General features: G+C 69.2%; 18 protein-coding genes. 6 read left to right on the forward strand and 12 right to left on the reverse strand.

Annotated features, from left to right (window positions below; genetic code table 11):
- Positions 1 to 270: 270 nt before the first annotated feature.
- On the reverse strand, positions 271 to 705 hold the full coding sequence (locus tag AC1D1W_RS11780) for a hypothetical protein (protein WP_028275748.1): 435 nt from the start codon (positions 703 to 705) through the stop codon (positions 271 to 273).
- A gap of 66 nt (positions 706 to 771) precedes the next feature.
- Between AC1D1W_RS11780 and AC1D1W_RS11785 the strand changes: the two genes are divergently transcribed.
- A complete protein-coding gene (locus AC1D1W_RS11785) occupies positions 772 to 1,995 on the forward strand; it encodes a class I SAM-dependent methyltransferase (protein ID WP_243181039.1) in 1,224 nt (407 codons plus the stop codon).
- 107 nt (positions 1,996 to 2,102) lie between these two features.
- Here AC1D1W_RS11785 and AC1D1W_RS11790 read toward each other — a convergent pair whose 3' ends face one another.
- Complete coding sequence (locus AC1D1W_RS11790; protein ID WP_476943771.1) at positions 2,103 to 2,936, reverse strand: shikimate 5-dehydrogenase; 834 nt, start codon at positions 2,934 to 2,936, stop codon at positions 2,103 to 2,105.
- Between the two features lie 309 nt (positions 2,937 to 3,245).
- On the opposite strand from AC1D1W_RS11790, the gene AC1D1W_RS11795 reads away from it, so the two are divergent.
- Entirely contained in the window at positions 3,246 to 4,397 is a 1,152-nt protein-coding gene (locus AC1D1W_RS11795; protein ID WP_476943772.1) for a glutamate--cysteine ligase, read from the forward strand.
- An 84-nt stretch (positions 4,398 to 4,481) separates the two neighbouring features.
- Here AC1D1W_RS11795 and tsaD read toward each other — a convergent pair whose 3' ends face one another.
- The 6 genes from tsaD to AC1D1W_RS11825 all read right to left on the reverse strand — a co-directional run bounded on the left by tsaD (position 4,482) and on the right by AC1D1W_RS11825 (position 10,149).
- Complete coding sequence (gene tsaD, locus AC1D1W_RS11800) at positions 4,482 to 5,582, reverse strand: tRNA (adenosine(37)-N6)-threonylcarbamoyltransferase complex transferase subunit TsaD (RefSeq protein ID WP_476943773.1); 1,101 nt, start codon at positions 5,580 to 5,582, stop codon at positions 4,482 to 4,484.
- Positions 5,579 to 6,046 carry a ribosomal protein S18-alanine N-acetyltransferase gene (gene rimI / locus AC1D1W_RS11805; RefSeq protein WP_476943782.1) on the reverse strand — a complete coding sequence of 156 codons (468 nt, stop codon included), beginning with the start codon at positions 6,044 to 6,046 and terminating at the stop codon, positions 5,579 to 5,581. The genes tsaD and rimI overlap by 4 nt, the downstream gene beginning before the upstream one ends.
- A gap of 47 nt (positions 6,047 to 6,093) precedes the next feature.
- Positions 6,094 to 6,765 carry a tRNA (adenosine(37)-N6)-threonylcarbamoyltransferase complex dimerization subunit type 1 TsaB gene (gene tsaB / locus AC1D1W_RS11810; protein ID WP_028275754.1) on the reverse strand — a complete coding sequence of 224 codons (672 nt, stop codon included), beginning with the start codon at positions 6,763 to 6,765 and terminating at the stop codon, positions 6,094 to 6,096.
- The gene (tsaE, locus tag AC1D1W_RS11815; protein WP_476943774.1) at positions 6,765 to 7,409 is read right to left on the reverse strand and encodes a tRNA (adenosine(37)-N6)-threonylcarbamoyltransferase complex ATPase subunit type 1 TsaE; all 645 of its coding nucleotides are present in this window, start codon (positions 7,407 to 7,409) and stop codon (positions 6,765 to 6,767) included. Before tsaE ends, tsaB begins: the two co-directional genes overlap by 1 nt.
- Positions 7,406 to 8,626 (reverse strand): alanine racemase, encoded by a 1,221-nt coding sequence (gene alr / locus AC1D1W_RS11820; protein ID WP_243181044.1) that lies wholly within the window; start codon positions 8,624 to 8,626, stop codon positions 7,406 to 7,408. The genes tsaE and alr overlap by 4 nt, the downstream gene beginning before the upstream one ends.
- Before the next feature lie 431 nt (positions 8,627 to 9,057).
- The gene (locus AC1D1W_RS11825) at positions 9,058 to 10,149 is read right to left on the reverse strand and encodes a carbohydrate kinase family protein (protein WP_243181045.1); all 1,092 of its coding nucleotides are present in this window, start codon (positions 10,147 to 10,149) and stop codon (positions 9,058 to 9,060) included.
- A gap of 93 nt (positions 10,150 to 10,242) precedes the next feature.
- Between AC1D1W_RS11825 and AC1D1W_RS11830 the strand changes: the two genes are divergently transcribed.
- A complete protein-coding gene (locus AC1D1W_RS11830) occupies positions 10,243 to 11,667 on the forward strand; it encodes a family 4 glycosyl hydrolase (protein ID WP_476943775.1) in 1,425 nt (474 codons plus the stop codon).
- A gap of 60 nt (positions 11,668 to 11,727) precedes the next feature.
- Here AC1D1W_RS11830 and AC1D1W_RS11835 read toward each other — a convergent pair whose 3' ends face one another.
- Positions 11,728 to 12,255 carry an N-acetyltransferase family protein gene (locus AC1D1W_RS11835; protein ID WP_476943776.1) on the reverse strand — a complete coding sequence of 176 codons (528 nt, stop codon included), beginning with the start codon at positions 12,253 to 12,255 and terminating at the stop codon, positions 11,728 to 11,730.
- 131 nt (positions 12,256 to 12,386) lie between these two features.
- On the opposite strand from AC1D1W_RS11835, the gene mshA reads away from it, so the two are divergent.
- The 3 genes from mshA (at position 12,387) to AC1D1W_RS11850 (ending at position 16,495) form a co-directional block, all read left to right on the forward strand.
- The gene (gene mshA / locus AC1D1W_RS11840) at positions 12,387 to 13,652 is read left to right on the forward strand and encodes a D-inositol-3-phosphate glycosyltransferase (RefSeq protein ID WP_243181048.1); all 1,266 of its coding nucleotides are present in this window, start codon (positions 12,387 to 12,389) and stop codon (positions 13,650 to 13,652) included.
- Positions 13,653 to 13,741: 89 nt separating this feature from the next.
- Positions 13,742 to 15,454, forward strand: a complete 1,713-nt coding sequence (locus AC1D1W_RS11845) for a formate--tetrahydrofolate ligase (protein WP_243181049.1) — start codon at positions 13,742 to 13,744, stop codon at positions 15,452 to 15,454.
- A gap of 123 nt (positions 15,455 to 15,577) precedes the next feature.
- On the forward strand, positions 15,578 to 16,495 hold the full coding sequence (locus AC1D1W_RS11850) for a DUF559 domain-containing protein (RefSeq protein WP_243181050.1): 918 nt from the start codon (positions 15,578 to 15,580) through the stop codon (positions 16,493 to 16,495).
- An 84-nt stretch (positions 16,496 to 16,579) separates the two neighbouring features.
- Here AC1D1W_RS11850 and AC1D1W_RS11855 read toward each other — a convergent pair whose 3' ends face one another.
- From AC1D1W_RS11855 to treZ, 3 genes are all read right to left on the reverse strand, one after another.
- Positions 16,580 to 17,665 carry an inositol-3-phosphate synthase gene (locus AC1D1W_RS11855; protein WP_018773719.1) on the reverse strand — a complete coding sequence of 362 codons (1,086 nt, stop codon included), beginning with the start codon at positions 17,663 to 17,665 and terminating at the stop codon, positions 16,580 to 16,582.
- Between the two features lie 175 nt (positions 17,666 to 17,840).
- On the reverse strand, positions 17,841 to 18,881 hold the full coding sequence (gene mgrA, locus AC1D1W_RS11860) for an L-glyceraldehyde 3-phosphate reductase (protein ID WP_476943777.1): 1,041 nt from the start codon (positions 18,879 to 18,881) through the stop codon (positions 17,841 to 17,843).
- A 15-nt stretch (positions 18,882 to 18,896) separates the two neighbouring features.
- Positions 18,897 to 20,702 (reverse strand): malto-oligosyltrehalose trehalohydrolase, encoded by a 1,806-nt coding sequence (treZ, locus tag AC1D1W_RS11865; RefSeq protein WP_243181052.1) that lies wholly within the window; start codon positions 20,700 to 20,702, stop codon positions 18,897 to 18,899.
- Positions 20,703 to 20,721 lie beyond the last annotated feature (19 nt).

Here is a 20,721-nt window from a genome sequence, read left to right on the forward strand (position 1 = left end):
TTCTTCGTTGCGGCCAGAGGACACTTGGGCATCATGCTCTGTGCCCCTGCTAAGCGATGGACATGCCCAACGAGCGTCGGCTACCCGGGAGGAAATGCCCACTCTTGAAGCTCAGCGGTGGACATACCCAACGGGTGCGGGCTACCGGGGAGGACATGTCCATTCGCGGCGCAGGAGGCTGGGCATGTCCCGTGGCCCGTGGCCGTTGGCACTGCCTGGCGGTGCGGGCGCCTGCCCATTAGCCCGCCCATTCGCGCGCCTACTGGCTGGCTACTGGTCTGCGAGGTCGTCGAAGTCCACGTCCTCGCCGTCGTCTTCGTCCGTGTTCTGGCCCTCGTCATTCCGGTGCCGGAACATCAGCACGGCGCCGGCGGCGGCCAGCAGAATGCCGGCGATGAGGAAGATGATGCCGCCGAGCCGGGCCGCGGCATAGGTCTCGCGGATGGCCCTGGCCTCGTCCGTGGCGTCCTGGACGTTCTTGCCGCCGACGGAATACACGGTGGCGTTGAAGGAATCGAGGAAGAAGATAATCACCAAAAGTGCGACGGACACGACGGCGATCACCGCTCCGGCGATCAGCGCCGGTTTTGCGTAGCGGGCCAGTCCCTGCGGGCGCCGGCGCTCCTGCCCGGCGTCATCGTTGCCGACCGTGTCCTGCCCGGCCGTGTCCGCTGAGATGCTGTCGCCTGTGCCGCTGTCTTCCATGCCATCAAGCCTAGCCCCCGCCGTCCGGTCACAGCGCGCCCGCGGACCTCAACTACGCTGGATGGCATGACTGACGCACCGCAGGAACATATTGCCCCGATCCTCACCCCCGAGGGCTGGGAGCTGCTGGCGTCGTTGGGCCCGTACCGCGAGGACGAGGCCTTCCGCCTCACGGCGTCGCTGCGCAAGGCCGGCCACTCCCCCGAGCTGGTCTCGGCCGTGCTCACCCAGTCCCGGCTGCGGACCAAGGCCGAGGCCAAATTCGGCGAATTCGCCCGGCAGATGATTTTCACCAAGGCCGGCCTGGAACAGGCCACCCGGCTCACGGTGGCGGCACGGCACGCGCAGCGGTTCGCGGAGGCCGGGATCGGCCACGTCGCGGATCTCGGCTGCGGGCTCGGGGCGGACTCCATGGCCCTGGCATCCCTGGACCTGGTGGTCACCGCCGTGGAAATGGACGAGGCCACAGCCGCCTGCGCCACGATGAACCTGATCCCGTTCCGCAATGCCACAGTGGTCCATTCCGATGCCACGTCGGTGTCGCTCGAGGGGGTCGACGGCGTCTGGCTCGACCCTGCCCGGCGCACGACGTCCACCTCGGGTACCAAACGGATCTGGGATCCGGAGGATTTCTCCCCGCCGCTGTCCTTCGTGGAGTCACTCGCCGGCTCCGGCCGCGCCGTCGGCGTGAAGATGGGACCGGGCATGCCGCACGATTCCGTGCCGGCCGGCTGCGAGGCGCAGTGGGTCTCCGTGGGCGGGGACGTGACCGAGGTGGCCCTGTGGTTCAACGCGGTGCGGCGTCCCGGGGTGCGGCGCGCGGCCCTCGTGCTCGGGCCCCTTGGTTCCGCTGAGCTCACCAGCGGCGAGGACTTCGGTGCCGGCCCGGTGGCGCCCGTGGGACCCGTGGAGGGGTACCTGTACGAGCCCGACGGCGCGGTGATCCGCGCCGGCCTGGTGGCCGACGTCGCCCTCCAGCTGGGCGGGCACCTCGTGGACGAGCACATCGCCTACATCTGCGCCCCGGGGCTGCATGACACCCCGTTCGCCAAGGCCTACAGGGTCCTGGAGGTGATGCCGTTCAACGTCAAGGCACTCAAGGCCTGGGTCAAGGATCAAGGCATCGGAGTCCTGGACATCAAGAAGCGCGGTATGGCTGTCACGCCCGAAGAACTGCGCAAGCAACTCCTGCCCGGCGGCAGCGCAAAGCACAAGGACAAGAAAGCAGCCACCCTGGTCCTCACCAGGATCGGTGAGGACCGGGTGGCCGTCTCGGTGGACCCCGTCTAGCCCGCCAGCGGGACCCCGCCAGCGGGATCCCACCGGCGCAGTGCCCCGCCGCCGGATCTCAGCGAAGCGGCCGGGCAACTGGGCTACAGGGCTAGTGGGCCACATGGCTACTGGGCCCGCGTGAAGTCCTCGGCTGCCCGGATTTGCTCGTCGGTCGGCCGGACGCCGGTGTACAGCACGAACTGCTCGAGCGCCTGGATCGTGGCGACCTCGGCTCCGGTGATCACGGTCTTGCCGACCGCGCGGCCGGCCTTGATCAGCGGTGTCTCGGCCGGGAGCGCGACGACGTCGAACACCACCTTGGCGGCGTCGATGGCCTCCTGCGGGAACGGCAGCGCGGCGGCGTCCGGGCCTCCGGCCATCCCGATGGGGGTGACGTTGATGAGCATGTCCGCCGTGCCGGTACCGGACGCCGCAGAACCAAGGTCCGGGCGCCAGGCGAAGCCGTACTGTTCGGCCAGGGCGCGGCCGGGGCCCTCGTTGCGGGCCACGACGGTCACGTCCTTGAACCCGGCATCCCGCAGCGCGGCCACGGTGGCCTTAGCCATGCCGCCGGCGCCCAGGACCAGCACCGAGTAGTCCGTGGGGACTGCATTGCTCTGCAGGAGCTGCTCAATTGCGGTGTAGTCGGTGTTGTACGCCGTGAGCCGGCCTCCGTCGTTGACGATGGTGTTGACCGAGTCGATGGCCTTCGCCGACGGGTCCATGACGTCAACGAGGGCGATCACGTCCTCCTTGTAAGGCATGGACACGGCGCAGCCGCGGATGCCGAGGCCGCGCACCCCGGCGATCGCCTGGGCGAGGTCGGTGGGGGCAAAGGCCTTGTAGATCCAGTTCAGGCCCAGCTGTTCGTACAGGTGGTTGTGGAAGCGCGTCCCGTTGTTGCTGGGCCGGGCCGAGAGCGAGATACACAGGGTCATGTCTTTGTTCAGAATGGGCACAGCTCCATTAAACGCCAGGATCGCTCCGGCTACCCGCAGCCCAACGCGCAACCGCGCGCGCCGTCGCTGACCAGCGATGTTGTGAATACACTCACGCACCAGCGGCAACTTTGACACCGTCCCGGGGCCGCCCCTGCACTAGACTTGGACCACCCGTAGCCCTGCCGGCCGCCCGGCCGGCGCACTGGTGTGTGGGAAATTGCACGTGACACCGCCGGTGCCATGTCCAGAGGCATGTCCGAGGATGTTTGCCAGCGCATTTCCCCGCCAGGACCACGGCCAGCGACAGCAGAACAGTGAAGGGACCACATGAAGATCGAGTTCGCTTCATCAAGGCAGTCGACTCTTGGCGTGGAATGGGAGCTGGCGCTCGTCGACGCCGAGACCGGTGAGCTGGCCTCCGTGGCGAACCAGGTGCTGCGCGGCGTCGCGGCCCGGCATCCCGAACTCAATGAGGACGACGAGCACCCGCACATCAAGCAGGAGCTGCTGCTGAACACCGTGGAGCTCGTCACCGGCATCTGCACCACCGTCGCGGAGGCCAAGGCGGACCTGAGCAGCTCGCTCGCGGCTGTCCGGGACGTGACCGATCCGATGGGCGTGGAGATCTTTTGCGCCGGAAGTCACCCCTTCAGCCCGCCCCAGCTGCAGCCCGTCACGGACAAGGCACGCTACGCCAAGCTCATTGACCGGACCCAGTGGTGGGGCCGGCAGATGGTCATTTACGGCGTCCATGTGCACGTCGGACTGGACAGCCGGGACAAGGTCCTTCCGGTGCTGGACGGCCTGGTCAACTACTTCCCGCACTTCCAGGCGCTCTCCGCGTCCAGCCCGTTTTGGGGCGGCGAGGACACCGGATACGCCTCGCACCGCGCCCTCATGTTCCAGCAGCTGCCCACCGCCGGGCTGCCGTTCCAGTTCGCCAGCTGGGAGGACTACGAGTCCTACGTCCAGGACATGTTCACCACCGGCGTGATTGACACGCTCTCCGAGATCCGGTGGGACATCCGCCCCGTTCCGGCGCTTGGCACCATCGAGATGCGCATTTGCGACGGCCTGGCGACCCTCGAGGACGTCGGGGCGATCGCGGCGCTGACGCAGTGCCTTGTCGACGAATTTTCCACCACGCTGGAAAACGGCGGCACCATTCCCACGATGCCCCCGTGGCACGTGCAGGAAAACAAGTGGCGCGCGGCCCGGTATGGCTTGGACGCGATCATCATCCTCGACGCCGACGGCAACGAGCAGCTCGTAACGGAGCACCTGCGCGAGACGCTCAAGCGGCTTGAGCCGGTGGCGGCGAAGCTGGGCTGCAGCGCCGAACTGGCCGACGTCGAGAAGATCATCGAGCGCGGCGCCGGCTACCAGCGGCAGCGCCGGGTCGCCGCCGAGCACGGCGGGGACCTGCGCGCCGTCGTCCTGGACCTGCTCAAGCAGATGCGCCAGGGCCCGGACGCCTAGCTCCGGCGCCCAACAGCCACCACGCAGGCGGCCGGAGCCCCAGGCCGTCCTAGCTTCACGCGGACGAAGCCTCAGGCTGTGGCCTCAGGCGGAGACGGTCGTGACCGGCATTGAGGAATCCGGGGCAAAGCCGATCCCGCTCGGTTGCACGCCGGCCATCACCAGTTGCGCCCCGAGCGCGGCCACCATGGCGCCGTTGTCCGTGCACAGCGGCAACGGCGGCACCGTCAGCCGGATGCCGGCCGCACTGCAGCGTTGTTCGGTGAGCTGGCGCAGCCGCGAGTTGGCGGCGACCCCGCCACCCAGGAGGACCTCCGTGATGCCGTTTTCGCGGCAGGCGAGCACCGCCTTGGCGGTGATGACATCCACCACGGCTTCCTGGAAGGCCGCGGCGATGTCTGCCACGGGCACCTCCTCGCCACGGGCCTCGAACTGCTCCACGCAGCGGGCGACGGCGGTCTTGAGCCCGCTGAAGGACCAGTCGTAGCGGTGCGGTCCGGGTTCCTCGGCGGTCCCCATGTACTTGGGCTGTGTGAGCCCGCGCGGGAACCGGATGGCTTTGGCGTTGCCCGTGCGCGCGAGCTTGTCGATGGCCGGGCCGCCCGGGTAGCCCAGGCCCAGGAGCCGTGCCACCTTGTCATACGCTTCGCCGGCGGCGTCATCGATCGTGGAGCCCAGCAGCTCGACGTCGTCCGTGATGCTCCGGATCCGCAGGATCTCGGTGTGGCCGCCGGAGACCAGGAGCGCGCCCATATTCTCCGGCAGGGCGTGCGGCGTTGTTTGCGGCGACGGCGCGCCGGCGCCCTGCTGCAGGAGCCCGACGCCGACATGCGCCACCAGGTGGTTGATGGCGTAGAGCGGTTTGCCGGTGGCGACGGCGAGCGCCTTGGCCGCGCATACCCCCACCATGAGGGCACCTGCCAGGCCCGGCCCGGAGGTGACGGCGATCGCGTCGATGTCCGCGAGCGTCACTCCCGCCTCCGCGAGGGCCTCCTCGAGGGTGGGGACGAACGCGTCGAGGTGGGCGCGGGAGGCGATCTCGGGGATCACTCCGCCGAAGCGGACGTGTTCGTCCATGGAGGACGAGACGGTGTTCGTCAGCAGGGTGGTCCCCCGGACGATGCCGACACCGGTTTCGTCGCACGAGGACTCAATGCCGAGCACGAGCGGCTGGGTGCGGTTCATGGTCGGCCTGCTTCCGTTGGCTGGGGGCTGAGCGGTTCACGGGGCAGCTGGAGCCGCATGATCAGGGCGTCGACGCCGTCGCGGTAGTAGCGGGGCCGGACGTGGATCTGTTCGAAGCCGAAGCGCAGGTAGAGCTGCTGGGCCCGGGGGTTGTCCGCCCTGACCTCGAGCAGCACGTCCTGGGCGTGCCGGCGCCGGCTTTCCGCGATCAGCTCGGTGAGCAGGGCAGAGCCGATGCCCTTGCCTTCCTGCTCCGGCACCACGGCGATGGTCTGGACGTCCGAGATCGGTTCGATGCACATGAGCCCGGCATAGCCCACGATCCCGCCGTGGACTTCCGCCACGAGGTAGCGGCGGGTATCCGCCTGCGCCAGCTCGTCGTGGAACATCTGCAGCGGCCAGGCATCCACGGGAAAGAGCCGGAGTTCCAGGGCGTGGATGGCGGGGACGTCCGCGGCGTCCATGTCCCGCAGGGTGACCCCGCCGGGCAGCCGGACGGCTCGCTCCGCGCTCACAGGGCACGCTTCCGGGGTCCGGGCACCTGGGCGTCGGATTCGCGCAGGTACAGGGGGGTGGAGTCCAGGAGCTGTTCCCCCGCGGAGAGCCGGGCGAGTGCGAACTGGCCGAGCGAGAGGGCCTCCGGCTGGCGGGTGCTGAATTCCGCGACCGCCTTGACGGCGTCGGAGTAGATTCCTGCCCCGGCACCGTAGACGGGCAGATCCGGCAGGTCCGCGGCGAATCCCACGTGCGGGCCGTCCTCCAGATGCGGCAGCTGGGCATCGGAGAGGGTGTACCGGGCCCAGTACACTTCCTTGCGGCGCGCATCGGTGGCGACAATGAACTCCGCTGCCGAGTCGGTGGATTCGGCTACTTCCAGGGCGATCGCGTCCAGGCTCATGACGCCGTACAGCGGCTTGCCCCAGACAAAAGCGAGGGTGCGGGCCGTGACGATCCCGGAGCGCAGCCCCGTGAACGGGCCGGGGCCGACGCCGGTGACGATAGCGTCGACGTCGTGCCCGCTGACGCCGGCCTCAGCCAGGAGCCCGTCGATCCCCGGGGCCAGGACCTCCGCGTGGGTGCGCGTGTCCTCGGTGGCGAAGCTGGCGAGCACGGATTCCGGCGCATCATCGGAGACCAGGGCGGCGCTGGCGACAGCTGAGGTGTCGATGGCGAGGATCAGCATCAGGGATTCCGTTCCGGGGTCTGGGGCGTGGTCCCGGGCAGGGGCCCGGCGCCGGGCATGGTCTCGGCGCCGGGCAGCGTCGGCGCTTCGGCCCAGCGCGGGCCGAAGCCGCGGATCACGACGGTCCGCGGTTCGTCGTCGTCGTCCGTGTCGAAATCCAGAACGGGACTGGCGCCGGTTTCGGCTGGGGTTTCGGGGGTTTCGGCGGAAGCGGCGGCGCCTCCGAGGGTGCGGTGGAGTTCGACCTCCAGCCGGCTGTCGCTGAGGTGCTCAACCCGGCCGCGGCCCCACTCGACCACCGTCACGGCGCTGTCCATGGTGTTTTCAAGATCGATGTCGTCGATTTCAGCGGCCGACTCCAGCCGGTAGGCGTCCACATGCACCAGGTCCGGTCCGCCCGGCCGGGGTCCTCCGGGCAGGTTGGGGTGGATGCGCACCAGGACAAAGGTCGGCGAGATGATGCCGGCCCGCACTCCCAGGCCCTCCCCCAGCCCCTGCGTGAACGTGGTCTTGCCGGCACCCAGTTCGCCGGTCAGGACCAGCAGATCGCCGGTTTCCAGCACGGCGCCGAGGGCCGCGGCGAGCGCATGCGTCTGCGCCGCCGTGTGGACCTCAAGGCTCCGTTCCCACGCGGGCGCGCTCACGGCCGCTCTTCGCCGGTGGAGGGCTCTTCGTTCAGGTAGCGGCGCGGCACGCGGGGGCTGATCCTGGTGACGATCTCGTAGTTGTTGGTACCGGCGGCCTTGGCCCAGTCATCGGCTGTGGGTCCGCCGTCGGCGCCGTCGCCAAACAGCACTGCCTCGGCGCCGAGGATGCTCGGGCCTCCAGCCGCCACGTGGCGGGGTCCGAGGTCGATCACCATCTGGTCCATCGCAATGCGGCCCACTACCGGATAGTTCACGCCCTCGACCCGGACGGGGCCACCCGTGGCGATGCGCGGCACGCCGTCGGCGTAGCCCAGCGGGATGAGCCCGAGGGTGCTGACGCCGTCCGTGCGGTAGTTCAGCCCGTAGGAAACGCCCTGCCCGGCGGGCACGTCCTTGCAGTGCGAGACCACCGTGCGGACCGTCATGGCCGGGCGCAGCCCGAGCTCGGCCGGACTTTGCCCTTCGAACGGCGACAGCCCGTACAGGCCCAGCCCCACGCGGACCAGGTCAAAGTGGGTGTCCGGCCGGGAGAGGGTGGCCGGGGTGTTGGCGAGGTGGCGGACCTCGGGGTCCACGCCGGCGTCCTGGGCGACGGCGAGGACCTGGCGGAACGCGGCGAGCTGCTCGTCGGTTTCGGGCCGTTCGGGTTCGTCGGCGACGGCCAGGTGGGAGAAGATCCCCACGACCCGGAGCAGGCCCTGGTCCTGGTGTTCCATGGCTTCGCCGACCAGGCTGTCCCAGGCATCGAGGGTGGCGCCGTTGCGGCCGAGCCCGGTGTCGACCTTCAGGTGGACGCGGGCGGGCCGTTCCTGCTCGCGGGCCGCGGCCACGATCCGGTCCAGTTCCCAGCCCGAGCAGCCGATGTCGATTCCTGCGGCCACTGCGGCGGCGAAGTTGCTGTCCGGGGTGTGCAGCCAGGCCAGCAGCGGCGCCTCAATCCCGGCGGCGCGCAGGGCGAGGGCCTCGGAGATGTGGGCGACGCCAAGCCAACTGGCCCCCGCGCCGAGGGCCGCGCGGGCCACGTGGACGGCGCCGTGCCCGTAGGCGTCGGCCTTGACCACGGCCATTACCTGCGCGGGTGAGGCCACCGCTGCGATACGGCGGACGTTGTGCCGGATGGCGTCGAGATCGATTACGGCTGAGCGCTCCTCAGCGTGGGCCGGCACTGCCGCCGAACCGGGCAGGAGATCGCCTGTTGCTGCTTGGTAAGTCACCTAACGATTCTAGGCGCGGCGCTGCGGGCCGAATAATCGGGCGGGCCCGGCCACCGCTGGACATGCCCATTCTTCCCCGCGGGACATGCCCATTTTTCGCACCCACGGCCACGCAGAACGGGTCCATGCCCACGCCCCGGCCCCAGCGGAGGACATGTCCAGTGGTGCCACGAATCCGGCCGGACCCCCACCGCGGGACATGCCCAATCTTCACACCCACGGCCGCGCACAACGGGTCCATGCCCACGCCAAGACCCCACCGGAGGACATGCCCACTGGTGCCAGCCACGAATCCGGCCGGACCCCCACCGCGGGACATGCCCAATCTTCACGCCCAAGGCCGCGCACTACGGGTCCATGCCCACGCCCCGGCCCCAGCGGAGGACATGCCCACTGGTGCCAGCCACGAAAGCCCAGCCGCGCCCGCCCGTCTACGCGTCGGACTGGTGGGCGATGGTCGCCGTCGCGCGCCGCTGCGCCTCAGGCGGGACGTCGTGCACGATCTCTTCCAGGAAGCGGTAGCGGCGAAGCCATTGGCTGCTTTGCCGTTCCTTCCGGGCGTTGGCCCGCTGCCACCAGTCGGCAATGTCGCCCCAGCCGGGCGCCGCCAGCGAGCCGCCCACCTCCTGGACGGCCAGGGCGGCGCACAGATTGGCGAAGCGGAGACGGTCTCCCAGCGGCCAGCAGGCCAAGGAGCCGACAATGAAGGCCGCACCGAAGCAGTCACCGGCGCCGGTGGGATCGTAGGCCCGGACCGGCAGGGACGGGACCCACTCCTCCTCCCCCGTTTCCGAATCCACGGCCATGGATCCCTGGGCGCCGAGGGTGACCACCGCCACCGGAACCCGGTCCGCAAGCGAGTACAGGGCGGACCAGGGGTCGTCGCAGCCCGTGAAGTTCATGGCCTCGTGCTGGTTCGGCATGAAAGCGTGGAAATACTTCAGGTGGTCCAGCCGGGTCGAGGACCACGCGCCGGTGGGGTCCCAGCCGACATCGCCGAACAGCTGGACGCCGTTCTTGTGCGCGTCGACAGCCCACGGTTCGAGCTCCTCCCCCAGCTCCGCAACGGCTGCGAGCGCCGGCGGCGGGCATCCGACCAGCTCGGTGGAAGTCACCGGCGCCGGGTGCCCGTGCGTCACCATGGACCGGTCCTTCTCCACGCTCAAGGACACGGTGACGGGCGAATGCCAGCCTGGAACACGCCGGGACAGGGACAGGTCCACGTGTTCCTGGGCGGCCAGAATCTTCCAGTTGTAGTCACCGTAGCCGTCATCGCCGAACACGGCGGCAAGACCGGTCCGCAGTCCCAGCCGGGAGGCGGCGATGGCCTGATTGGCGACGCCCCCGGGGCAGCTGCCCATCCCGTCGCTCCAGATTTCCGTGCCGGGCTGCGGCGCGTGGGGCAGCCCGGTGAAGATGATGTCCTGGAACACGGTCCCGGTCAGGAGCAGGTCGAATCCGTCCGCGGCCGGGCTGCGGACGGCAGAGAGCGGATCAAATCTCCGCGCCGGGGTCGCGTCCATATACGGCACATTACGCCGTACCGCCGTCGAGGGATACCAGGGGAAAGCGGGGCCCAAACCGGCGGGGAACAAGACGGGGAATAGACTGTCCGCATGCGGCTCACGATCGCCGGCGGGGGCGGCTTCCGCGTCCCCCTGGTCTACCGGGCGCTCTCTGCCGGGCCTTTCGCAGGGCTGGTGCGGGAGCTGGTGCTCTACGACGTCGACCCCGCCAGGCTGGCGGCCATCGAGGCAGTCCTGGCCTCCCTCGCCCGGCAGGGCCCGCCGGGTTCCGGCCCGCAGATCCGTGCCGTGTCCTCGCTCCCCGAGGCCTTGGACGGCGCCGACATGGTCTTCGCCGCCATCCGGTCCGGCGGCACCGCCGGCCGGACCGCCGACGAGCGGATCGCCCTGGACCTCGGACTCCTGGGCCAGGAAACCACCGGCGCCGGCGGGATCTCCTACGCGCTGCGCTCCATTCCGCCGATGCTGCGGCTCGCAGAGGAAATGCGGAGCCGCTGCCCCGGGGCGTGGCTGCTCAACTTCACCAACCCCGCCGGCATGGTCACGGAGGCCCTGGTCCCGGTGCTCGGCCCCAAGGTGATCGGGATTTGCGACTCCGCCAGCGGCCTGGTGCACCGCGCGGCGCGGGCCGCCGGCGTCGCGCTGCCCGAGGGCACGCTCGACGGCGTGGGCTACTACGGCCTGAACCACCTCGGCTGGCTGTACCGGCTGGAAGCCGGGGGCCGGGACGCCCTCCCGGCACTGCTCGCGAACCCTGCGGCGCTGTCGGAATTCGAGGAAGGCCGGCTGTTCTCCCCCGGGTTGCTGGCCAGCCTTGGCTGCCTGCCGAATGAATATCTTTTCTACTACTACGACACAGTTCGGGCCGTGGCCGGCACGCGCGCCGCAGGTCAGACCCGGGGGGAATCGATCGCCCGGCAGCAGGCCGAGCTCTATCCCCGGCTGACTGCCGCCGGAGCCGAGGCTTTTGCGCTGTGGGAGGATGCCCGCCGGTCCCGCGAGGAGGGCTACCTCGCGGAGGCCCGTACCTCGGGCGAACGCCGCGACGAGACCGACCTCGCCGGCGGCGGCTACGAGCGGGTGGCGCTGGCGGCCATGCGCGCCCTCTCCGGCGGCGGCGTGGCGGACCTGATCCTCAACACGCTCAACGCCGTCACCACCGCCGGGTCCGCGGGTCCGGAAGCGGGCAGCGCCGGATCCGGCGCGCAGGTGGTGCCGGCTGTCCCGGGGCTGCCGGCCGACGCCGTCGTCGAAGTTCCGTGCCGGGTGACGCCCGACGGCGCCGGGCCGGTCCCGCAGGACCGTCCGGGACCGGCGCAACTGGAGCTGCTGCGGCGCGTCAAGGACGTCGAACGGCTCGTGGTGGAGGCGGCGACGACCGGCCGGCGGGAGGCGGCCCTCGCCGCGTTCGCCAGGCATCCGCTCGTGGATTCGGATGACCTCGCCGGAAAACTGCTGGCCGGCTATGAAGCAGCGTTCCCGGAACTGGGCCGTCTCTGGCACGGCGGGCCGTAGCTGCCCGTGGGCCTTAACGGCCCGCCAACATCAGCGTCCCGCGGCACCGGGCCGGCAACCCTAGAGCTTTCGGTACATCACGTGCAGGCCCACGTAGCCCAGTTCAGGGTGGTTGAACGCCTCGGGAATGGTCGCGAGCACCTCGAAGCCCATGGATTTCCACGCGGCCACGGCCCGGACATTGCTTTCCACCACGGCGTTGAACTGCATGGCCCGGAAACCGGCGTCGCGCGCGGCGTCGAGCGAATAGGCGCAGAGAGCCCGGGCCAGTCCGCGGCCGGCCTGGGCCGGGTGGACCATGTAACCCGCGTTGGCCACATGGCTGCCGCCGCCGCCCTGGTTGGCGTGCAGCTCGCCGGTTCCAAGGATCGCGCCGGTGTCGGAGGCAACCGCGACGAACGTCCGGCCCGGCGCCTGCTTGAACCAGCGTGCGCGGGCCTCGTCCTCGGCCGTGTCCCCGTCCCAGGTAAAAGTCTCCCCGGCCCGGATGACGGGTTCCAGGATCGCCCAGATGCCCGGCCAGTCCTCCGGGCCAGCCTCCCGGATGGTCCAGCCGGCTGCAGGTCCTTGTCCTGTCGTTGTGTTCACAGCGGCCACGTTAGCAGCACGCCCTGGTCTGCGGACCGAGCCTGCGGGCCCGTGAACCGGCAGGCACTTCAGGAGTAAAGTTTTATCGACATGTATTGGGCAGAAAGAAATGGGCAGAGGAAAGGGGAACCGTGTCGCTGATCCGCCGCGTCGCCTTCCTTTCCCTGCACACCTCGCCCATGGAACAGCCCGGCTCCGGTGACGCCGGCGGCATGAACGTGTACGTCCGGGCGCTGGCAGCGGCCCTCGCCGAAACCGGCGTGGAAGTGGAGATCTTCACCCGGTCCACCTCGGCCACGCAGCCCGCCGTCGAACACCCGTCCCCGGGCGTGTGCGTGCACAACGTCCTCGCCGGCCCGCCCCGGAAGCTGCCGAAGGAGGAACTTCCGGGGCTGCTGCACAGCATGGTCGCCGAGATCAACCGGATCCGCCAGCTCCAGCCGCACGGCCGGTATGACGTCATCCATTCCCACTACTGGGTCTCCGGGGTGGCCGGGCTGGAGCTCGCGGAGCTGTGGCGGCTGCCCCTCGTCCACACCATGCACACGATGGCGAAGGTCAAGAACCAGCTCCTCGAGTCCGGCGAACAGCCCGAGCCACGGCGGCGTGAGGACGGCGAGCACCGGATTGTCGACGGCGCCACCCGGCTGATCGCCAATACCGGCACCGAAGCGGCCGAGCTGGTCTCGCACTACAACGCCGACATCGACCACATTGACGTCGCGCCGCCCGGCGTGGACCTGGCCGTCTTCACGCCGGCCTTCAGGAACCGGGCCAGGGCCCAGCACGGCATCGCCCCGGGCAAGTTCCATCTGCTGTTCGCGGGCCGGATCCAGCGGCTCAAGGGCCCGCAGATCCTGATCAAGGCGGCGGCGCTCCTGCGCTCCCGGCGCCCGGACATCGACCTGCAGCTGACCATCCTGGGGGCCGTCAGCGGCGCCAAGGACTTCAACCTCAAGACGCTGATCAGCGCCGCCGGAATGGACGACGTCGCCACCCACCACCCGCCGGTGAACGCCCCGGAACTGGCCGGCTGGTACCGCTCCGCCGACGTCGTGGTGATGCCCTCCTACAGCGAGTCCTTCGGCCTGGTGGCGCTGGAGGCGCAGGCCTGCGGGACGCCGGTCCTCGCCACGAAAGTCGGCGGCCTCTCCCGCGCCGTCCAGGACGGACGGACCGGGATGCTGATCGAGGGCCACAAGGCCAGCGACTGGGCGGATGCCCTCGAGTCGCTCTTCGACGACACCCAAACCCGCACCGACATGGGGCGCGCCGCCGCGATCCATGCCCAGGAGTTCGGCTGGCAACGCACCGCCGCGATTACGCTGGAGAGCTACCACACCGCCGTGAGCCAGTATTTTGGAAGCCTGACCATCCCGGTGGGCCACACACCCTGAACCGGATCCACCCACCCCGACCGCTCCAACCCCGCCCGGCAACACCGGACCGGGACAAACCCGCCGACGCCACGAGCCGAAGGACAACGATGTCTGAGACCACCACTGCCGGGAACAACGTCCCCAGCGACCTGGAAATTGCCCAGCGGGCAGTCATGAAGCCGATCGGGGAGATTGCGGCGGCCGCCGGCATCACCCCGGACGCGCTGGAGCTCTACGGACCCTACAAGGCCAAGATCGATCCTGCGAAGCTGACCGTTGCGGCCGGCGCCCCCGTGCGCGCGCCCGGCAAGGTGGTGCTGGTCTCCGCGATGTCGCCCACCCCCGCCGGCGAAGGCAAATCCACCACGACGGTGGGGCTCGCGGATTCCCTGGCCCGGGCCGGGCACAGCGTGATGATCGCGCTGCGCGAACCCTCCCTCGGCCCCATCCTGGGCATGAAGGGCGGCGCGACCGGCGGCGGCTACTCCCAGGTGCTGCCGATGGACCAGATCAACCTGCACTTCACGGGCGATTTCCACGCCATCACCTCGGCGAACAACGCCCTCATGGCCCTCGTGGACAACCACATCTTCCAGGGCAACGAGCTCAACATCGATCCGCGCCGGATGACGTTCAAGCGCGTCCTGGACATGAACGACCGGTCCCTCCGGGAGGTCGTGATCGGCCTCGGCGGGCCCGCCCAGGGCACGCCGCGGCAGGACGGCTTCGACATCACCGTGGCCTCGGAGATCATGGCCGTGTTCTGCCTCGCCACGGACCTGAACGATCTGCGCGACCGGCTCGGCCGGATCACGTTCGGCTACACCTACGACCGCCGGCCCGTCACCGTGGCCGACCTAGGCGTCCAGGGCGCCCTGACCATGCTGCTCAAGGACGCGATCAAACCCAACCTCGTGCAGACCATCGCCGGCACCCCGGCGCTGGTGCACGGCGGGCCCTTCGCCAACATCGCCCACGGCTGCAACTCCCTCATCGCCACGCAGACTGCCCGCCGCCTTGCGGACATCGTCATCACCGAGGCGGGGTTCGGCGCGGACCTCGGCGCCGAAAAGTACATGGACATCAAGGCGCGGATGGCCGACGTCGCCCCGTCCGCCGTCGTCCTCGTGGCCACCGTCCGGGCGCTCAAGATGCACGGCGGCGTGCCGAAAGACCTGCTCAAGGAGCCCAACGTGGAGGCGCTGGCCGCCGGCGTGGCCAATCTGCGGCGCCACATCCGGAACGTCGAGAAGTTCGGCATCACCCCGGTCGTGGCGGTCAACAAATTCGCCACGGACACCGCGGAGGAGCTGGACTGGCTGCTTCAGTGGTGCGCCGCGGAGGGTGTCCAGGCCGCGGTGGCCGATGTGTGGGGCCGCGGCGGTGGCGGCGACGGCGGCGACGAGCTCGCGGCGAAGGTGGCGGCCGCGATCGACGCCCCGCACGGCTTTCGGCACCTGTACCCGCTGGAGATGTCCGTGGAGGACAAGATCCGGACCATCGTGCAGGAGATCTACGGCGCCGACGGCGTGGACTTCTCCGTGCCCGCGCTCAAACGGCTGGCCGAGATCGAGAAGAACGGCTGGTCCGGGATGCCGGTGTGCATGGCGAAGACCCAGTACTCCTTCACCGACGACGCCACCCGGCTCGGTGCGCCCAAGGGCTTCACCATCCACGTCCGGGACCTCATCCCCAAGACCGGTGCGGGCTTCATCGTGGCGCTCACCGGCGCCGTGATGACCATGCCGGGCCTGCCCAAGGTGCCGGCAGCGATGCGGATGGACGTCGACGACGCCGGCAACCCGGTCGGCCTCTTCTAACGCCCCCGTTGATCTATCACTTTGGGCTGCCATTCCGGCCCTTTGACCGCTCCAAGTGATAGCGTAACGGGGGTCTGTGGATAACCGGAGCGGGGACATGGGGTTCGGACAAGAATGGTCCGCATGCACCCACCAGCACCCCTGCCGGCCCACCTTTCCGCGGCCCCATTCACGGTCTATGAGGCGCGGGCCGCGAGCCTGGGAAGTGCACGGCTCCGTTCCTCCGACATCACCTCGGCGGGCCGGCTGATCCATGTGCCCACAGACTGGGAATTTGAACTCCGAAGCCTGGCCCGTGCCCTGTCGGCCGCGACGCCGGGCGCGTGGATTTCGCACCTCACTGCCGCAGTACTGCTGGGACTGTGGCTCCCATCCTGGTACCGCGGCTGCCGCGAACTGCATCTCAGCAAACGCAGGGCCCTGCCGCCGGTCCGGCGTGAGGGCGTGGTCGGGCACACCGTCCTTGCGTTCGACGACGAGCTGATGATTCTGGACGGCATCCGCATTTCAACACCCGCCCGGACCTGGCTGGACCTTGCCCGCATCCTGCCGCTGGACGATCTCGTTGCAGTGGGCGACCAACTCGTGCGCCGGCCACGCCCTGATCTGGAGGTCCGCACGGAGCCGTGGGCCACACTTCCCCAGCTGACCGCGATGCTGAAACGGCACCCAAAGCTCAAGGGAATCGTGAAAGCACGCCAAGCGACGGCACTCATCCGGCCCGGTGCCGACTCGGCCCCCGAGACGTTCCTGCGCCTGGCGCTGACCGCGGCCGGGTTGCCGGAGCCGGAGTTGCAGCTCCGGATTGCGCCGGGAGACCCCCATTCCCCCGCCGCGGACCTCGGCTACCGCCGGCAGCGGGTGGCCATCCAGTACGACGGCGGGCACCACCTGACGCGCGAACAGCAGTCCCGGGACAATCGACGCGACGAATCGTTCAACGCGGCCGGCTGGCGGTACTTCAAGTTCAACGCCGATGATCTTGCGGATGACTTCCGCGGCGCGGCCCAAAGAGTCCGCTCCGCTCTTCGTCCCCGTTAAACGCCGGTTGCCCTATCACTTGCAGCGGCCAAACCAGAGGTTTAGGAGCCTTAAGTGACAGGGCAACCGGGGAAGGGAAGGCGGTTAGCGCTCCAGGTCGCCGCGGATGAAGGCCTCGACCTTTTCACGGGCGAGGTCGTCGTTGAACTGCTCCGGCGGGGACTTCATGAAGTAGCTCGACGCCGAGACCAGCGGGCCGCCGATGCCGCGGTCCAGGCCGATCTTGGCGGCACGGATGGCGTCGATGATCACGCCGGCGGAGTTGGGCGAGTCCCAGACTTCGAGCTTGTATTCCAGGGACACCGGGGCGTCGCCGAAGTTGCGGCCCTCAAGGCGGACGAAGGCCCACTTGCGGTCATCGAGCCACTGGACGTAGTCGGACGGGCCGATGTGGACGTCCTTGGCGGCGAGCTCGGCCTCGACGTTGGAGGTGACGGCCTGGGTCTTGGAGATCTTCTTGGACTCCAGGCGGTCGCGCTCGAGCATGTTCTTGAAGTCCATGTTGCCGCCGACGTTCAGCTGGTACGTGCGGTCCAGGGTGACGCCGCGGTCCTCGAACAGCTTGGCCATGACGCGGTGCGTGATGGTGGCACCGATCTGGCTCTTGATGTCATCGCCCACGATCGGCACGCCCGCGGCGGTGAACTTGTCCGCCCATTCCTTGGTGCCGGCCAGGAAGACCGGCAGGGCGTTGACGAACGCCACGCCGGCATCGATCGCGCACTGGGCGTAGAACTCGGCGGCCTGCTGGGAACCGACCGGCAGGTAGCACACCATGACGTCAACCTGGGCGTCCTTGAGGGCCTGGACGACGTCGACCGGCTCCTCCGGGGACTGCTCGATGGTCTCGAGGTAGTACTTGCCCAGGCCGTCCAGAGTGTGGCCGCGCTGGACCGTGACGCCGGTCGGCGGGACATCGGCAATCTTGATGGTGTTGTTTTCGCTGGCCAGGATGGCGTCGGACAGGTCCTGCCCCACCTTCTTGCCGTCGACGTCGAACGCGGCAACGAACTGGACGTCGCCGACGTGGTACTGGCCGAACTCCACGTGCATCAGGCCCGGGATCGTGGCCTTGGGGTCGGCATCTTTGTAGTACTGGACGCCCTGGACCAGCGAAGCGGCGCAGTTACCTACGCCGACGATTGCAACACGAATCGGATGTGAAGACACGGAACTCCTTTTGAGAAACAAGGGTGACCGGCGCGGCCGCACTCTGATCTAATGCATCAGTTGTGCGGGCGGCAGGCGGACACGACGCYGTAAGGCGCCCTTAGTAGTCTAGTCAACGCCGCCGGGGCCGCGGTTGTTCCCCGGCGGCCCCGGCGCTTGTGTTAACTGCGGATGCCTACGACTTCTGGGCCCACAGGTTGATGTCTGATTCGACGGCGAACTCATCGATCGCGTCGATCTCATCGGCCGTGAAATCCAGGTTGTTGATCGCAGACAAGGTGTCCTCAAGCTGCCGGACGCTGGACGCGCCCACGAGTGCGGACGTGACCGACGAGCCCTTGCCCTGATCGCGCAGGATCCAGGCGATGGCCAGCTGCGCGAGCGTCTGCCCGCGGCCCTCGGCGATCCGGTTGAGCCCGCGCACCCGGTCCAGCTTCTCCTCGGTGATCATGGATTTGCCCAGGGACTTGTGCTGGGCGGCCCGGGAGTCGGCCGGAATGCCCTTCAGGTAGCGGTCGGTGAGCATACCCTGGGCCAGCGGCGAGAACGCTATGCACCCGGCGCCCACCTGCTCCAGCGCCTCGAAGAGGTTGGGGCTGCCGTTCTCGGTCCAGCGGTTGAGCATGGAGTAGCTGGGCTGGTGGATCAGCAGCGGGGTGCCGAGTTCCTTGAGGATCCCCGCGGCCTCAATGGTCTGTTCCGGGGTGTAGGACGAGATCCCGGCGTAGAGCGCCTTGCCGGAGCGCACGGCCTGGTCCAGGGCACCCATGGTTTCTTCCATCGGCGTTTCGGGGTCCGGGCGGTGGCTGTAGAAGATGTCCACATAGTCCAGGCCCATCCGGCCCAGCGACTGGTCCAGGCTGGCCAGCAGGTACTTGCGGGAGCCAAAGTTGCCGTAGGGGCCCGGCCACATGTCGTAGCCGGCCTTGCTGGAGATGATCAGCTCGTCGCGGTACGGCTTGAAGTCGTCCTTGAAGTGGCGGCCGAAGTTGGTCTCGGCGCTGCCATAGGGCGGGCCGTAGTTGTTGGCGAGGTCGAAATGGGTGACGCCCAGGTCGAAGGCGCGGCGCAGGATGGCGCGCTGGATTTCGAACGGCTTGTCGTCGCCGAAGTTGTGCCACAGGCCCAGTGAGATGGCCGGGAGTTTCAGGCCGCTGCGCCCCACGCGGCGGTAGGGCATGGAGTCGTAGCGGGTATCAGCTGCCAAATATGTCATACGTCATATCCTGCCTTAGTGGGTGAGTACCGCGGCGCTGTGGCCGGGTAGATGCAGTGGTGTGGCCGGCGCCGCGCCGCCAGCAGCGGATTCCGCGCCGGAAGCCGGGTCCAGCCGGACGCCGTCGTCGGTTGCCAGGGCCAGGGCCGCCCCGCGGACCGGGACCCGCCGCGCCTCGGCGGAAAAGTTCATCGCCACCTCGGTGCGGCCGCGGCGCAGCAGCAGCCAGCCCTCGTCCTCGCTGACGTCGACGGCGGTGTCCTCGAAGCCGGGTTCAGTCAGGTCCGGCGTGGTGCGGCGCAGCGCGATGAGTGCCCGGTACAGCTCCAGGAGGCGGGCGTGGTCCCCTCCCGAGGCCTCGGCCCAGTCCAGCTTGGACCGGGTGAAGGTCTCCGGATCCTGCGGGTCAGGGACGACGGCGGGGTCCCAGCCCATGCGCTCGAACTCCCTGATCCGGCCCTCGGCCGTCGCCTTGCCCAGCTCCGGTTCCGGGTGGGAGGTGAAGAACTGCCACGGGGTGGTGGCCCCGTATTCCTCGCCCATGAACAGCATGGGCGTGAACGGCGAGGTCAGGGTGGCGACGGCGGCGAGGGCGAGCGGCCCGTAGCCCAGGGTCTGGGACAGCCTGTCTCCGGTGGCCCGGTTGCCGATCTGGTCGTGGTTCTGGCTGCACACCACCAGCGCGGCCGGGTGGACCTGAGCCGGGTCGATGGGCCGGCCGTGGTGGCGGGCGCGGAAGCTGGAGTAGCTGCCGTCGTGGAAGAACCCGCACTCCAGGACCTTGGCCAGCGCCCCGAGCGAGTCGAAGTCGGCGTAGTAGCCGGTGGTTTCGCCGCTGACGTTGACGTGGACGGCGTGGTGGAAGTCATCGCTCCACTGCCCGGCCAGCCCGTACCCGTTGGTGTCCCGCGGGTAGAGCAGGCGCGGGTTGTTCAGGTCCGATTCCGCGATCATCGTGGCCGGACGTCCGGTCTCGGCGGCTATTTCGTCGGCGAGGGCGCCGAAGTCCTCCAGCAGGTGCACGGCGCGCTCGTCCTTGAAGGCGTGCACGGCGTCCAGCCGCAGACCGTCCACGTGGTAGTCCCGCAGCCACATCGCGGCGTTGTCCAGGATGTAGCGGCGCACCTCGTCCGATTCCGGGCCGTCGAGGTTAACCGAGTCGCCCCAGGTGTTGCCCTCCCCCGATTTCAGGTAGGGCCCGAAGCGGGGAAGATAGTTCCCGCTGGGGCCGAGGTGGTTGTAGACAACGTCCTGGATGACGCCCAGGCCGGCGGCGTGGGCGGCGTCCACGAAGCGCTGGTACGCGGCGGGTCCGCCGTAGCCTTCGTGCACGGCGTACCAGAGGACACCGTCGTAGCCCCAGTTGTGGGTGCCGTTGAACCCGTTGACCGGCAGCAGCTCGACGAAGTCGATGCCCAGCTCCGCCAGGTACGCCAGCTTCCCTGCCGCGGCGTCCAGTGTTCCCTCCGGCGTGAAGGTGCCCACGTGGAGTTCGTAGATGACGGCGCCCTTGAGCTCCCGCCCCGCCCACTGGCCGTCAGCCCACTGGTGGCGTCCGGCGTCGAACGTGCGGGAGAGCGCGTGCACGCCCGCGGGCTGGCGGCGGGACCGCGGGTCCGGCAGCGGGGTGGGATCCCCGTCCACCAGGTAGCCGTAGTCCACGTCCCCGTCGGCGGGCGCCCCGGCGGCGGTCCACCAGCCGGGCGCCTCCGCGCCGCGGCGGGTCATGTCGTACTTCCGGCCGTCGGCGAGGAGCGTGACGGCCTGCGCTTCCGGTGCCCAGAGATCGAAGCGGTCGCTTCCGTGTGCAGGCAAGGTCATGGCATTCTTCCGTTCCCCA

The sequence above is a fragment of the Arthrobacter sp. P1_B4 genome (assembly GCF_056406555.1).